Below are 14,027 nucleotides of genomic sequence, written 5' to 3'. Positions count from 1 at the left end.
ACTTTTGAAAGCTCTGATGGGAGGCAATAAACAGGAAGGCAGGACCGGCAGCTTTGATGCGGGTCAATAAGCGGTTGCTGAATAAAAAGAGTGGCGTTGGTGTTCCGGTTTCTGGGTCGCCGCACCAATGCCTGCTCTTATATTATCCGCTCCGCCCATGTCGCATCGCGCGCTTCCAGGGCCATGTTGAACAAGGAGCGACCGACACGCGCCCCCGATATCGGCCGGGGCGCAAATCGAATTTGGCCCATTGGCAGGTCGTCAGGCGATGTCCGCCGACTCGGCTTTGCGTTTTCGCCCGGTGATCATGGCCCGTACCAGGTTTTCGCGATGGCGAAAGCTTGCCAGCGCGACGCCGCCTATATGGAAGAGGACCAGCACAAGTAAGCCGTGCGCGCTCAGGCTGTGCGCCGTTTCAACCCGCGACACGCCGAAATAGGCGTCCGTAGTCATCAGCCAGCCGGTCAGTGCGGTTGACCCCATCGCAGCCATCAGCGCGACCACCATTGCGCCGCCGGCCGGGTTGTGGCCGATGTAGCGGGCTTCGCGACCGCTCGGTATTGCAGAGAGATAGCGCAGCACCGTCGCCGGGTCTCGCACGAATTGAGTGAACCGCGCATAGGGCGTGCCCACAACGCCCCACAGGAGCCGCATCACGACCAGGGCGGCGGCGGCGTAACCTGCCAAATGGTGCAAGACCTCGGAGGAATGGGAGGTGAACCAGGCCGTTACGAAGCTGAGCACCAGCGCCCAGTGGAAACTCCGTACGACCAGGTCCCAGACGCGCACCATCTGCGAAGATGGCTGCACGTCCGCAGTGGCTGAAACACGCAGATCAGTTTTCGCCGGCTTCGGCATTGTCGAGCTTTTCAAGGGTTTCGGCATTGTAGGCCAGGTTGACTTTCTTGCCGGCCTTGTCGACCGCGTAGACTTCGTAGCAACCCTTCTCGACCTTGATCTGGCGCACGGTGAGGCCTTGGCCGGTCAATTGCGCCTCGAGCGTTGCCTTGGGCTTGAACTGTGATTTCGGGGCGGTGCTGCAGCTGTCGCCGGCGGCGAGCGCCGGTCCTGCAATCATGCCAGCGAGAGCGGCGAGGACGAGTGTGCGATACATGATGGCTCCATTCGGGAGTTGGGCGCCGATTTTGCGCCTGCGGGTGGATTTCGATCGGTCTGTCAGACGGCCTTTTCGCCGTCATTGGTTCCGAAATAACCACTTCAACCTGACAACTGGCTGACAGTTTGGTCGGGCCGCAGATCGGGCTCGCATCGGTCGGTTTGATCTGGCGCAACGACCGCGGGTGTGCTGCGAGCATGATGACCGCCAGGATGTAGAGCGCTTCTGCTGCCGTCCTGAAAGAGGAATACCGTGGAAACCATATCGAGGAGAGTGGCGCTCGGGCTTGCGGCCGCAATGCTGATGGCAAGCAGTGCGGGCGTTGCGCGGACTGCCGAGCTTGTTCAGGTCTCGCTTTCGGACAAGGGCGCGAGTACGGAGATGCCGATGGCTCTTGCTTATGCAACGCCAGGACGCGATCTCTCGAAGGCCACCATGGGCATCAAGGCGTCCCCCGGAGCCGTGAAGGCCGGGGAGGTCACATTCAAAGTGAAGAATGACTCCAAGGACACCGTTCACGAAATGATCGTGATGTACCTTGCCGATCCCGGCAAGCCGCTTCCCTATGTTGAGGCCGAGAACCGGGTCGACGAAGACAAGGCGGGCGACAAGGGCGAGGTTTCGGAGCTCGATCCCGGCAAATCGGGCACATTGACCGTCGACCTGAAGGCTGGAAAATACCTGCTTATCTGCAACGTGCCAGGTCATTTTGGCGCCGGCATGTGGACCGAGTTCACCGTCGGTCCATGAACCCCCAAAACAGAGCAGCGCTAGGAGCCTGCGACTTGTCGCCGTTTTCGAAAGGTTGCCCGGATCGCATCCCATCGCCTGGTGCCGGGAATAGCGGAGGAGTTGATCGTAATCGGCTTCGTTTGTTTGCGGGGCAACATGGAGCGCGTCATAAGAGCAATGGTGCTCGAAAGCATAGGCACTCCCTTGAAACTGGTCGAAGATTCGACCCCTTACCGGGGATGGGTGAGATCAGGTTGAAGGTCGAGGCATGCGCTATCTGTCGGACCGATCTCACGTCATAGATGGCGATCTGCATCACCCAAAATTGCCGCTCGTTCCCGGTCACGAAATCGTCGGCATCGTCGATGCCGTGGGCAAGGGGGTGGCGCCTTCCAGGATCGGGCAGAGAGTCGGTGTGCCATGGCTTGGGCATACTTGCGGGCGTTGTCCCTACTGCGCCACAGGACATGAAAATCTTTGCGATCAGCCAGATTTCACGGGCTACACGCGCGATGGCGGCTTTGCCAGCCATGTCATTGCCGACGCGCAATTCGCCTTCGATCTGGACCGGGATGCCGACCCCGTATCGCTGGCACCCTTGCTTTGCGCCGGCCTGATCGGCTGGCGATGCCTGAAGAAGGCCGGCGACGGCAAGCGGCTCGGGATTTACGGCTTCGGCGCCGCCGCGCACATCGTCGCTCAGATCGCGATCTGGCAAGGCCGTGAGATTTTCGCTGTCACCCGGCCCGGTGACGAGCAAGCACAGGATTTCGCGCGCTCGCTTGGAGCGACCTGGGCGGGCGGTTCGGATCAACTTCCGCCCGGGCAACTCGATGCCGCGATCATCTTTGCTCCTGTGGGTGACTTGGTGCCGATCGCGCTTGGTGCCGTCCGCAAGGGCGGCCGGGTGGTTTGCGGCGGCATCCCTATGAGTGACATTCAGGCGATGGCCTACGAGTTGCTCTGGGAAGAGCGCGAACTGGTGTCGGTGGCAAACCTGACGCGCCGCGATGCCGAAGAGTTTTTCCCCATTGCCAAGCGTGCGCAGGCACGCACCCACACCAAGGTCTACTCACTGGAACAGGCCAATCAGGCACTGGACGATCTGAGGCAAGGCAGATTGAGCGGCGCCGCCGTCCTGGTACCGTGATTGGCGGTTGAGGATTATCTGGCCCGCTCGCCAAGATTTCGGATCTGGCTGATCCACTTCGCGCGGGTCGCATCGCTGGCGCCGGCGACCATGCCGAACAACGTCTCGCGCACCGGACTGATACCGACAAAATGCAGGATGCTTCGCTTCATGCCGGCGATGCCGTGTCCCAGGAACCATAGCCGGTAAAGAACGGAAGGCATACCCATCGTCACCACAACGCGCGCGGAGCGGCCGCGAAGCAGTGTCTTGGTAAAGCTGCCGCCCTTGTCCGGATAGGCAAAGGCCGTCCCCGGCCGCATGACCTGTTCCAGAAATGCCTTGAGCATGGCCGGCATGGTCCCAAGCCACAGCGGAAAAACAAAGACAATGTGCTCCGCCCAGACGATCGCTTCGGCTGCGTCCTTCAGTTCATCGGGAATTGAACCGTGCTCGAACTCCTGCATTGTCCGCAGCATCGGGAAATCGATCGCCGCCAGGTCGACCCGGCGGACGGCGTGCCCCGCCTTCTCCGCGCCCTCGCCATAGGCCCTGGCGAGACCGCGGCAGAGCCGGTCCGGGGACGGATCGGGATGGCCGACCACAATCAAGATGCGTCGCGACATGGTCTACTCCAGGGGAGCCTTGCGTCGCCGCGTCAGGGCCGCTCGACCCTCGCCACCTGGTACGTGTGCATGGCGCCGTTGCGCTCGATCGACACATACTCGCCGGTCACGAACCGTTCGTCGCCGAGACGAAAGCCGATCTCGTCGTCGCGGTCGCCGTCGGCATAGTCGAAGAACCAATGTCCGCCGGGCTTGCGCCTCAGCCGACCGACCAGATCCTCCTCGCCAGTGCGAAATCGGCGAACGCGGCACGAGGCCTTGTGCGATTTCCACTCTTGCGCATCGATCCGGCCTTCGCCGGTCAACGGAGCGAGCACGTCATAGCCCTCTTCGCGGTCGCCTTCCGGATGACCTTTCTCACGGGCGAGCAGCAGCCGGACGTTGCGGAATTTCGGGGTGAGGTCCTTCACACTGGTCATGGCGAACTCCTTCTACGGAGTTTCATAGAGCGGTGGCGGGACCTAGCTCTTGATCCGTATCAAAAAAAGCGCGAGCACAGCACTTCTATCCAGGACCGAGCAACAACAGGGCGCAGATACCCATGGCCGCGGCTATCAGTGTTGTGACGGCCAGTGGCAACCAGAACGTGATCGGACCAGCAAATACTGCGAGCGACAGGCGACCGATCGCGTTTGCTGCGAGCGCCGCGAGCACGGCCTGGCCCACGGTCTCGACGGACACGGAATGCTTGACCAGGCGCAGCGCGCCAAGCACCGAGACATCGACATCGAATGCGCCGGCCAGCGCCGAACTCGCCAGCAGACCGCGCCCACCGAATTGAACGGCCAGCCCGGCACTTGCGGTCGCGACGATGGCAAAGAGCAAGGCGAAGAGCAGCAAGGGGCCCAGTTCGAATGGATTGCGCGCGATCGCGCTGCCTTTACCGTTCCCGCTGTCACGAGCCAGCAGCAATGCGCCGCAGACAGCGAAGGCAAGCGCTGCGGTAATCGCCGGAATCACGACCGATGCGAGCACACTTGGCTCGACGATCAGAACCACGGCGCAGACGCGGAGCACCGAAACCATTGCTGCCAGGGACGCCGCCCCGGCGAGCGGCAGCGGATTGCTTGCCGACGCGGCATTGCGGGCAAGCGCCAAGGTCACTGCTGTGGAAGAGACGATTGCACCGGTGAGCGAACTGACCAGCAGACCGCGTGTATTTCCCAGAATGCGAACAGCCACGTATCCGGCGAACGAAATCGAGGCCATCAGCACCGTCAGGAACCAGACTTCCCAGGGATTGAAACCGGCCCACGGGTCGATCGTGCGGTTTGGCAGCAAGGGCAAGACGATCGCCGTCATCACCGCAAGGACCAGCGCCGAACGCAGTTCGACCCAGGTCAGTCGCTTCAAAAGACCGTGCAGGACCTCGCGGCTGGCCAGGATTACCGCCAATGCCGCGCCACCGGCGGCTGCAGCACGATAATCGCCGGCGACGGAAAGCGCGCCAAGGGCAAACACCCCCAGGCCCGCGATCACGCTGGTGACGCTGAAGTCCTCGTCATGGGCAGCCTCGCGTGCCTTGTACCAGGCAAAGATTGTCGCAAAGGCGATGAACCCGCCGACCAGCACGGATACAGCGCCGAGTGCGTTGGCGAGTGCAGCGAGCACGCCACCCAGCAGGCCAGATATGCCGAATGTCCGGATGCCAGCTGTGCGACTGCGATCGGGCGCGTCCCGCTCCTGCCAACCACGCTCCAAGCCGACAAGAAGACCTATTGCGAGCGCCAGCCCAAGCCGGGCGATGATCGGATCCATTGGCGCGACGACTTCAGGCGGTGACCGTTGGCGGCAGGCGGTCACGAACCCACCTGACGATTTGGCCTGCCGTCATTGCGCCGGATGTGCGCGCGATCTCGCGCCCGCCATGGAACAGGATCATGGTCGGAATGCCACGGATGCCGAGCCTGGCCGCGACAGCCTGCTCATTGTCGGAGTTGAGTTTGATCAGACGAACATGCGGCTCCAGTTCACTTGCCGCCGCTTCATAGGCTGGCGCCATCATCTTGCAGGGGCCGCACCAGGGTGCCCAGACGTCGACGACAACGGGCAGACTGCTGCGCGCGATCTGATGATCGAAACGCGCGGCGTCGACATCTTCCGGGTGACCCGAAAACAGCGCGGTCCCGCACTTTCCGCATTTCGCCTCACTGGCATTGCGGGCTGGCGGCAGGCGGTTGACCCCACCGCATTTGCTGCAAACCACCAGATTTTGCTGTGCCATCGCCATTCACCGATTTTGTTCTCAACCACTATGCGCGCCACAGATGCCCATCGCCAAGCGTGCGCAAGGCGTTCAGGATAACCGCGACGTCAATCCCCTCCTGAAGCAGCGCTCCGGCAACCGGCGTGATCTGCCCCATGGCCGCCGCGATCATTGCCAGCCCGGACAACGCCAGCCCGGCGATGATGCTCTGCAAGGCGATCGATCGCGTTCGCCGTGCAATCCGAACCGCGTCCGCAACCGGCTGCAGCCTGTCGGTCAGCACGATGACGTCGGCCGCCTCGGAGGAGGCGGTCGCACCACGGGCGCCCATGGCGATACCGACCGTTGCGGCGGCAAGGGCAGGTGCATCGTTGATGCCATCGCCAACCATCATTGTGGGCGCTGTTGCTTTCTCGGCCTCGACGGTGGTGACCTTGTCCGCAGGGACGGCATCGGCGATGATGACATCCAGATCAAGCCTGGAGGAAACACGCTTTGCTGCCGCACTGTCATCACCTGTAAGCATGACCATGCGCGTGATGCCAGCCGAGCGCAGATTGGCGAGCGCGTCGCGTGCATCAGGACGCAACGCATCGCCCAAGGTGAAAATCCCAGCAAGCTCTCCAGCGACGGCGACAAAAACCCTAAGCACCGGCTCGTCCCGGTATTTTTCTTCGCCGCTTTTCGCCCAGCCGGGCAGCGGCTCGTCGGCGAGCACGAAAGCCCGCGATCCAGCCGCGACCGACATGGTGTCGACCCGGCCGTTGAGGCCTGCACCGCGATGCTCGCTGACATCATGCGGATGCGAAAGCATCAGCTGCCTGCCGCGCGCCGCCCGGATGATCGAGTCGGCGAGCACATGGTGCGATGCCTGTTCCAGGGATGCCAGCAGCTGCAGCGATTGGTTCGCTTCACAGCCGGGTGCGGCTTCGATGTCGATGAGCTCGGCGCCGCCGATGGTCAAGGTCCCCGTCTTGTCGAAGATCGCGGTTCGGACTTGCGCAAGCGCTTCCAGAGCCGCGCTGCCTTTCATCAGGATGCCTGCACGCGCGGCACGCGAGACGCCGCCGATGAAGGCAACAGGGGCAGCCAGGATGAGCGGGCAAGGTGTGGCGACTACCAGCACGGCCAGCGCCCGGATTGGATCACCGGAGATGTACCAGGCGGCGCCGGAAACCACCAGAGTGGCAGGCAGCAGGAACAGGGCGAAACGGTCGGCCATGCGAATGAAGGGGGATTTCGCCGTCTGCGCTGCAGCGACCATGCGTACGATCGCGGCATAGGTGCTCTGGTCTGCCAAGGCGGAAGCCTGCATGCTGAATGTCTCGCCGGCATTGATGGTGCCGCTGCGCAGCGTGTCGCCCGCTATCCGCCGCTCGGGCAGCGGCTCGCCGGTCACCGCGGACTCGTTGAGGGAGGCCGAAGGATCAAGCAATATACCATCGACGGGAAGCAATTCGCCGGCCCGGACCAGAAGCTCGTCCCCGACAGCAACATCTTCGACGGGGACTGTCTCTGTCCCTCGGGTTGTCGTCCGATGGGCCACACGCGGCGATCGGTCGGTCAACGCCTTGAGGTTCCGTTCCGCGCGGCCACGAGCGAAATCCTCAAGGACTGTACCACCGGCATACATGATAGCGACCACCACTGCCGCAAGCGGTTGTCCGAGCAGCAGCGCGGCGGACATCGAGACCAGCGCAATCGCATCAACGCCGAAGCGGCCGATCCAGAAATCGCGCAGAATGGAGATTGCGAGAGCCGCCACCACGGGCAAGGTCGACACCGTCCAGATCGTGTGGGCTTCGATGGGACCGAGCCCCGTTCGCCAGGCTCCGGCTCCGACGGCGAGACCCAGGATAGCGATGACCAGCAATGCGCGTCGTAGAGCAGACTCGCTCATCCGATGTCCCTCAACCTTGATGGCCCCTTTGGCGCTAGAGCTCGCGGACCATCTCCTCGAGCACGCGACGCACAACGTTCGCGACCTGCGCAAGCTCGCGATTGGCGATGGCCCCCATTGAAGCGACCGGATCCACCGCCGCGACTTCTACCTTTCCTGGTTCGACCTCGGTGACGATGACATTGCAGGGCAGCATGGTTCCGATCTTGTCTTCGGCCTGAAGGGCTCGCCAGGCGAAATGCGGATTGCACGCGCCCAGGATCACATAGGGCCTGAAATCTTCACCAAGCTTGGCCTTCATGGTCTGCTGAACATTGATCGAGGTCAGAACGCCAAACCCCTTGCTTGCGAGCTTGTCGCTCACGTGGTCGATTGCCGCTGTGAACGGCATGGCGACGATCTTGCTGAAATAGTAACTCATCTTAACTCTCCAATCCTTGACCGCAGCAGTGGCTGCTACGTCGCAAGCGACCGCTTCGAACCCTCTTGCAACAGCTAATCGCGAGAACCGGACGAGGCTTTGATCCAGCGCAATGAAGGGGCAGGATCGATTGGCGACTATCGCCGCGAACGGGAGACCCACCGGTGACGATCCGAAATCTTGAACATGCGTTCGCCCCGAGGTCGGTCGCCGTATTCGGCGCATCGGTGCGCGAAGGCTCCGTCGGCCGCGTCGTCTTCGACAATATGGTCAGCGGCGGCTTCGAGGGCGAGATCTGGCCGGTCAACCCGAAATATTCGCAAGTGGCTGGTCGGCAATCCTATGCCAAGGCGGCCGATCTTCCAGGCGTTCCAGACCTTGGTGTCATCGTCACGCCGCCCCGAACAGTTCCGGCCATAGTGCGCGACCTTGCAGAGAAGGGCACGCGGGCGGCGATCGTCATCACCGCCGGGCTCACGCACGAAAACGGCCTGCGTCAGGCGATGCTCGATGCGGCCAAGCCCACCGTTTTCCGCATCATTGGGCCGAACACGGTCGGGCTGATGATCCCGCCATTGAAGCTCAATGCTGGATTTGCGCACATGGCCGCCAAACCCGGCAGCATCGCGCTGCTGTCGCAATCCGGCGCCATCGCGACGTCGCTGATAGACTGGGCGGCGGACAACAATGTCGGCTTCGCCCAGATCGTCTCTCTGGGCGACATGGCGGATGTCGACGTGGGAGATTGTCTCGACATGCTGGCGGGCGACATGCACACGCGCGCCATCGTAATGTATCTCGAAACCATCCCCAATCCGCGCAAGTTCATCTCGGCCGCGCGTGCGGCGGCACGCATAAAGCCGGTGATTGCGATAAAGTCGGGCCGGCACGAGCAATCAGCCAAAGCAGCCGCGACCCATACCGGCGCGCTATCGGGCGCCGATCGCGTCGTCGATGCGGCATTGCTGCGTGCTGGCATACTGCGCGTCAAAGGTCTCACCGAGTTGTTCGATGCGGTTGAAACGACCGCCCGTTTCGTTCCGCTGGAACGAGCCCGCGTCGGCATAGTCACCAATGGTGGCGGCGCCGGCGTGCTTGCCGTCGATCAACTCGTCGAAGGCAACGGGCACCTGGCCGAGCTATCGCCGGAAACGATCACTCGTCTGGATGCCGTCCTGCCGAGTACATGGTCCCACGCCAATCCGGTCGACATTATCGGGGACGCCCCGCCAGAACGCTATGCCGCCGCGATCGAGGCGATCATGGCCGATGCCGGCACCGACGTCGTCCTGGTCATGAACTGCCCGACTGGGCTCGGCTCGCCGCTTGCCGCGGCAAGCGCCGTGGCGGTGCTCGCGCAGGGCGGCAAGATCAGCGGCAAACCTGTCCTGACCTGCTGGCTCGGCGAACACACGGCGCGCGAGGGGCGACGTGTTCTTCAGGATGCTGGTCTTGCCAGCTTCGAGACGCCGGCGGACGCCGCAACGGCGGTTTCTTATCTCAGCGAATGGTCGCGTGCCCAGCGGGCATTGATGCGCACGCCGTCGAGCCGCAGCGACATCGCGAGCGACCGGGAAGCCGCGCTTGCAATATTCAGGGCCGTCGCCAGGGAAGGGCGGCGTATGCTGACCGAGTCCGAAGCCAAGGCGGCAATCTCGGCCTACGGCATCCCTGTCCCCGAGACGATCGTCGCCAGATCTCCTGCCGAAGCGCAACTGGCAGCCAGCCGGTTCCTCAAGACATCCGAGCAGGCCGTCGTCAAACTCCTGTCCAAGGCGATCACGCACAAGTCGGACATTGGTGGGGTGGTGCTTGGCATCGCCGACCCCGTTGCCGCCGGGGAGGCGGCACGCGCAATCGAGGCGCGCGTGCGCAAGCACGCACCGCAAGCCGACATTGAAGGCTATGCCGTTCAGCCAATGGTGGCGCGAAAACAGGCGCAGGAACTCATCCTCGGGATAAGCCGCGACCCGATCTTCGGGCCAGTCATCCTCTTTGGAGCCGGGGGCGTCGCGGTCGAAGTGATGAACGACACGGCGATCGCGTTGCCGCCGCTCGACGACATTCTTGCCGGTGACCTAATCGACCAAACCCGGATCGGCCGCGTTCTTGCCGGGTTTCGTGATCGCAAGCCGGCCGATCGGCAATCGATCATTGCTTCACTCAACGGCCTATCGCAGATGATCGTCGACTTTCCGTGCCTCGTTGCGGTGGATATCAATCCGCTGCTGGCCGACGCCGAGGGTGTGATTGCACTCGACGCCCGCATCGAGATCGAGCCGGAACGGGTGGAAGAGGCGGGGCCGAACCCGGCACTTGCCATAAGGCCCTATCCGTCGGGTTGGGAAAAGGTGTTTTCGGCGGGCGACATCGACTACAATATCCGTCCGATCAAGCCGGCCGACATCTCGCTCTATCCCGAATTCCTTGCCAGGATTTCGCCCGATGATCTGCGCCTGCGTTTTCTGTCGCCCCGCAAAAGCTTCTCCGACCAGATGCTGAAGCGGCTCACCCAGCTAGACTACGGTCGCAACATGGCTTTCGTTGCGCTGAATACGAGCTCCGGCGCGCTGGCCGGTATCAGCCGGATATCTTGCGATCCCGACCACACCGTCGCCGAATACGCCTTGCTGGTGCGTACAGATCTCCAGGGTAATGGTCTTGGCTGGGAATTGCTCAGCCAGATCGTCGATTATGCGAGGGCCGATGGGATCGGACGAATCGAAGGGATAATGCTCGCCGAGAACACGAGGATGTTGGCCATGTGCCGCGAGTTTGGCTTCTCGATAAGGCGTCATCCTAGCGAACCCGGCCTTGTCGAGGTAACGCTCGAACTCAGTTGAGGCCGATCGCCCGCTGCACCGATCAGGACGCTGTGCACAGGGTTTCGGACGCATCGCTCTCTGAGTGCCTTCTCAATTCCAAGACAATGTCGGCGAGCATCCGATCAGCGTCGATTTTTCGCCAGCCAGACTGGGTGGCATTTCGCTCCAATTGCCGCGAGAGTATCTCGATCGTGGCATCTGAAGGGCCGCCCTTGCGCTCGCTGACCCGCTGCCACAGGACAAGCGGGGCCGCCTCCAACCAAAATCCGGAGAATCTGATAGCCCGGCTGCGCGCCGCTTTCTCGATCCGCTCACGATCGGCGGGTCTGTCGAAAACGGCATCGGCCACGACCGAGCCGCCCTGCGAAAGGATCAGGCCGGCGCGCCATGCCATTTCGCGGTAGACGCGATCGGAAACTTCGGGCCGATAGGCTTTGTCCGGCAGCCTGGTCTCCGGCGGTACACCATGCATGGCCTTGCGGACGCGGTCGCTTTCGACAATGCGGGCGCCTGGCGCTGCACCGAAATGGGCGGCCAGCGCCTCGGCAACGGTCGTCTTTCCCGAGCCACTCAGACCGCCAACGGCAACGAGTCGCGCCGGTTTTTCCTGGAGAAATGTTCGGGCAAGGTCGAAATAGGATCTCGCCTCGGCAACCAGCCTGTCGCTGTCGGCGCTGCGTTCCTCGACCTGCGTTGCGATGACGTGGGCGCGCACGGCAGCCCGCACAGCCATGAAAAAGGGCAGCAGCACGAACCCATCCTCGTCGTCGGCTTCATCGAGATAGCGGTTCATCACAAGGTTGGCGAGCTGCGGAAAACCGCGATGCCAAAGATCCATCAACAGGAAAGCAAGGTCGTATAAAACGTCGATGCTGGCGATCTGGTCGTTGAATTCGATACAGTCGAAGAGGCGAGGCTCGCTGTCTAAAAGGCAGATGTTGTGCAAATGCAGGTCGCCATGGCAGCCGCGGATCTTGCCTGCGGCTTCCCGGCGGTCGAGCAATCCGGAATGCCGGGCGAGGGCGTTGCGGAAGGCCTCGGCAAAGCTCGTGACCTCAGCTTTTGCGAAAACGTGGCTGGTGGCAAAGCCAGCCTCGTTGATGTCGAGCACGCCAGCCAGATTTGATGAGCCGCCGCCATTGTGGATCGTCGGCGCGGCACGGTGGTAGCTGACGATCATGCGCGCAACCGCGGTCATCAGCGCCGGCGTCAATTCTCCGGCGGTTGCCATCCGATCGAGGAGCTTCGACTGGTCGAAGCGGACCATCTCGATCGCAGCATCGACCATTTGGCCGGTGCCATTGAAAGCCAGTTTGCCGTCGGCTTCGCGGGTGATTCGACGCACGACCAAATAGAGGCCGGGCGCGGTCTTCGAGTTGAGTTCCACCTCTTTCTCGCAAGCGGCAAGCCTGAGGGCCGGCGCCGAGAAATCGACATAGGGCAGCTTGACCCCCCGCTTCATCTTGTAGGCGCGTTGGCCAACGAGGAAAATACGGGAAATGTGAGTCTCGATCGCCTCGACGGCCCCGACCGCGCCATGGGTAGCAGGATCAAGCAGAAAAGAGGCAGCGGCTTGCTGCTCATCGACGATCATGGCCGGCCTTCCACGTGTGTTTTGCGTATTTCGTTTGCGCGAGCTGCGTTCATTGCTGCAATGTCTGGACATAGCCTGCCAACTCATGGATCCGTTCCCTGGTGACGATTTCGCCTGCGTTCGGGCCATATTTCTTCACGTCGGCAGGCAGGAATTGGCTGCCCCACACCGGCATGTCGCGCTCGCCATGCGCCGGCACCATGGCGCGGCCGTCGATCACGGCATAAACACGCCAGTAAGGGAATTCGCCGCCATTGCGCCTGGAGAGGCGCGTCAGGTCGCTCGGCCGCTTCAACAACTCGTCGCCAACGGGCCGTCCCCCTTGCCTTCCGGACCATGGCAGACCGCGCACGAGTTCATGTATTCGGCCTTGCCGTCGCCAAGTTCCTGGGCGCGAGCCGCGTTGAAGGCCAATCCTGCCAGAGCCGCCGCGATCAGGAATTTCATCTGCGTTTTCCGATTGATTAGCTGAAAACCTACAGCCCTGGTTTGGCAGTACGTTGATGCGGATCAAATGCCCCGCGGTCACGGTATTTGATTCAGCGCAATGAGCGCGCCGGGCACCCGCGCTAATGACTGAAGCCAGATTGACCTTTCAATCGAAATCAGGAGTTGCCGCCGTGACTTTCAGGACGCTGCTTACGGTTACTGGGCCGAACCAGGGCGAAGCCGATCTAAAGCTGGCCGCCTCACTGTGCGAACAGGTCGGTGCCCATCTCTCCGTGCTCGTTCTCGAGCTGGCCGCGCCGCCCTCTGGGGGCGAGTATGCCGCTGTCGTCTCGCCTGCCTGGCTTGCGGAGCGGCAGGCCGAGTTGAGAAGGCTTGAGAAACGAAAATCAGACGTCGCCGGCTTTCTCTCCCAGACTGCCGTATCGGCCGATCTGAGCGACGACTATCCCGACATGGGATGGGCCGACGACGTCATCGGAAGGCGTGCCCGCTACGCCGATCTGACCCTTCTCGGACCAGATCTGCTGGCAAGCCATGCGCTGAAGGAGAAAGTCATCGAGGGCACGCTGTTTTCATCGGGAAAGCCCATCCTGCTTGTTCCCGAGGGCTCGCGCCCGACGCTGAAGCCGAAACGCATCCTCGTTGCATGGGACGCCCGCCTGGAGTCATCGCGCGCCGTCCGCGAGTCGCTCGATATGCTGAAAGGCGCCGAAGATGTGCGCCTTGTCATCATCGATCCCATCGAAAATGAGTTCCATCACGGCGACGAGCCAGGTGCAGATGCCGCGGCTTATCTTGCCCGGCACGGCGTGAAGGTTACCGTCGAGCGGCTACCGAGTTCGAATCATTCGGTTGCCGACGTGCTTCGCCAGCATGCCGGCGACGTCGCGGCCGAGCTCTTGGTCATGGGCGCCTATGGTCATTCCCGCCTGCGGGAGCGAATCTTCGGCGGGGTCACTAAGTCAATGCTTGAGGGCTCGTCACTACCGGTCTTAATGGCGCGATAACAATCCAAAAGGGCCGGTGC

The 14,027-nt window shown here is 62.3% G+C and carries 14 protein-coding genes and 1 pseudogene; 4 read left to right on the top strand and 11 right to left on the bottom strand.

Annotated features, from left to right (window positions below; translation table 11 throughout):
• Positions 1-261 precede the first annotated feature (261 nt).
• Positions 262-858, bottom strand: coding sequence for a cytochrome b/b6 domain-containing protein (locus tag LB547_RS23415; RefSeq protein WP_318013168.1), 597 nt, complete (start codon positions 856-858; stop codon positions 262-264).
• Positions 836-1,114: a PepSY domain-containing protein gene (locus LB547_RS23410; protein ID WP_140522935.1), complete on the bottom strand. Its 279-nt coding sequence runs from the start codon at positions 1,112-1,114 to the stop codon at positions 836-838. Before LB547_RS23410 ends, LB547_RS23415 begins: the two co-directional genes overlap by 23 nt.
• Positions 1,115-1,390: 276 nt before the next feature.
• Between LB547_RS23410 and LB547_RS23405 the strand changes: the two genes are divergently transcribed.
• Entirely contained in the window at positions 1,391-1,867 is a 477-nt protein-coding gene (locus tag LB547_RS23405; protein WP_224656351.1) for a plastocyanin/azurin family copper-binding protein, read from the top strand.
• 150 nt (positions 1,868-2,017) lie between these two features.
• Positions 2,018-2,999 (top strand): annotated as a pseudogene (locus tag LB547_RS23400) (zinc-dependent alcohol dehydrogenase family protein).
• A 14-nt stretch (positions 3,000-3,013) separates the two neighbouring features.
• On the opposite strand, the gene LB547_RS23395 reads toward LB547_RS23400, so the two are convergent.
• The 6 genes from LB547_RS23395 to LB547_RS23370 all read right to left on the bottom strand — a co-directional run bounded on the left by LB547_RS23395 (position 3,014) and on the right by LB547_RS23370 (position 8,131).
• The gene (locus LB547_RS23395; protein ID WP_140522933.1) at positions 3,014-3,604 is read right to left on the bottom strand and encodes an NAD(P)H-dependent oxidoreductase; all 591 of its coding nucleotides are present in this window, start codon (positions 3,602-3,604) and stop codon (positions 3,014-3,016) included.
• A gap of 32 nt (positions 3,605-3,636) precedes the next feature.
• On the bottom strand, positions 3,637-4,023 hold the full coding sequence (locus LB547_RS23390) for a hypothetical protein (RefSeq protein ID WP_140522931.1): 387 nt from the start codon (positions 4,021-4,023) through the stop codon (positions 3,637-3,639).
• An 85-nt stretch (positions 4,024-4,108) separates the two neighbouring features.
• Complete coding sequence (locus LB547_RS23385; protein WP_140522929.1) at positions 4,109-5,362, bottom strand: MgtC/SapB family protein; 1,254 nt, start codon at positions 5,360-5,362, stop codon at positions 4,109-4,111.
• Between the two features lie 13 nt (positions 5,363-5,375).
• Positions 5,376-5,828, bottom strand: a complete 453-nt coding sequence (gene trxC / locus LB547_RS23380; RefSeq protein ID WP_140522927.1) for a thioredoxin TrxC — start codon at positions 5,826-5,828, stop codon at positions 5,376-5,378.
• 28 nt (positions 5,829-5,856) lie between these two features.
• The gene (locus LB547_RS23375; RefSeq protein ID WP_140522925.1) at positions 5,857-7,710 is read right to left on the bottom strand and encodes a heavy metal translocating P-type ATPase; all 1,854 of its coding nucleotides are present in this window, start codon (positions 7,708-7,710) and stop codon (positions 5,857-5,859) included.
• A gap of 34 nt (positions 7,711-7,744) precedes the next feature.
• Positions 7,745-8,131 carry a DUF302 domain-containing protein gene (locus LB547_RS23370; protein WP_140523416.1) on the bottom strand — a complete coding sequence of 129 codons (387 nt, stop codon included), beginning with the start codon at positions 8,129-8,131 and terminating at the stop codon, positions 7,745-7,747.
• A gap of 164 nt (positions 8,132-8,295) precedes the next feature.
• Here LB547_RS23370 and LB547_RS23365 point away from each other — a divergent pair, with 164 nt between their 5' ends.
• Positions 8,296-10,974 (top strand): bifunctional acetate--CoA ligase family protein/GNAT family N-acetyltransferase, encoded by a 2,679-nt coding sequence (locus tag LB547_RS23365; protein ID WP_140522923.1) that lies wholly within the window; start codon positions 8,296-8,298, stop codon positions 10,972-10,974.
• A gap of 22 nt (positions 10,975-10,996) precedes the next feature.
• Here LB547_RS23365 and LB547_RS23360 read toward each other — a convergent pair whose 3' ends face one another.
• The 3 genes from LB547_RS23360 to LB547_RS32525 are packed head-to-tail and all read right to left on the bottom strand — an operon-like array spanning position 10,997 to position 12,997.
• The gene (locus tag LB547_RS23360; protein WP_140522921.1) at positions 10,997-12,550 is read right to left on the bottom strand and encodes an AAA family ATPase; all 1,554 of its coding nucleotides are present in this window, start codon (positions 12,548-12,550) and stop codon (positions 10,997-10,999) included.
• Between the two features lie 49 nt (positions 12,551-12,599).
• The gene (locus LB547_RS32530) at positions 12,600-12,845 is read right to left on the bottom strand and encodes a hypothetical protein (protein WP_318013167.1); all 246 of its coding nucleotides are present in this window, start codon (positions 12,843-12,845) and stop codon (positions 12,600-12,602) included.
• Positions 12,842-12,997, bottom strand: coding sequence for a c-type cytochrome (locus LB547_RS32525; protein ID WP_318013166.1), 156 nt, complete (start codon positions 12,995-12,997; stop codon positions 12,842-12,844). The genes LB547_RS32530 and LB547_RS32525 overlap by 4 nt, the downstream gene beginning before the upstream one ends.
• A 173-nt stretch (positions 12,998-13,170) precedes the next feature.
• Here LB547_RS32525 and LB547_RS23350 point away from each other — a divergent pair, with 173 nt between their 5' ends.
• A complete protein-coding gene (locus LB547_RS23350; protein ID WP_140522920.1) occupies positions 13,171-14,007 on the top strand; it encodes a universal stress protein in 837 nt (278 codons plus the stop codon).
• Positions 14,008-14,027 lie beyond the last annotated feature (20 nt).

Source organism: Mesorhizobium sp. B264B1B (assembly GCF_020165765.1).
Taxonomy (GTDB): Bacteria; Pseudomonadota; Alphaproteobacteria; order Rhizobiales; family Rhizobiaceae; genus Mesorhizobium.
The sequence above is the reverse complement of the archived record's forward strand: the minus strand, read 5'-3'. Positions and strand labels throughout refer to the sequence as shown.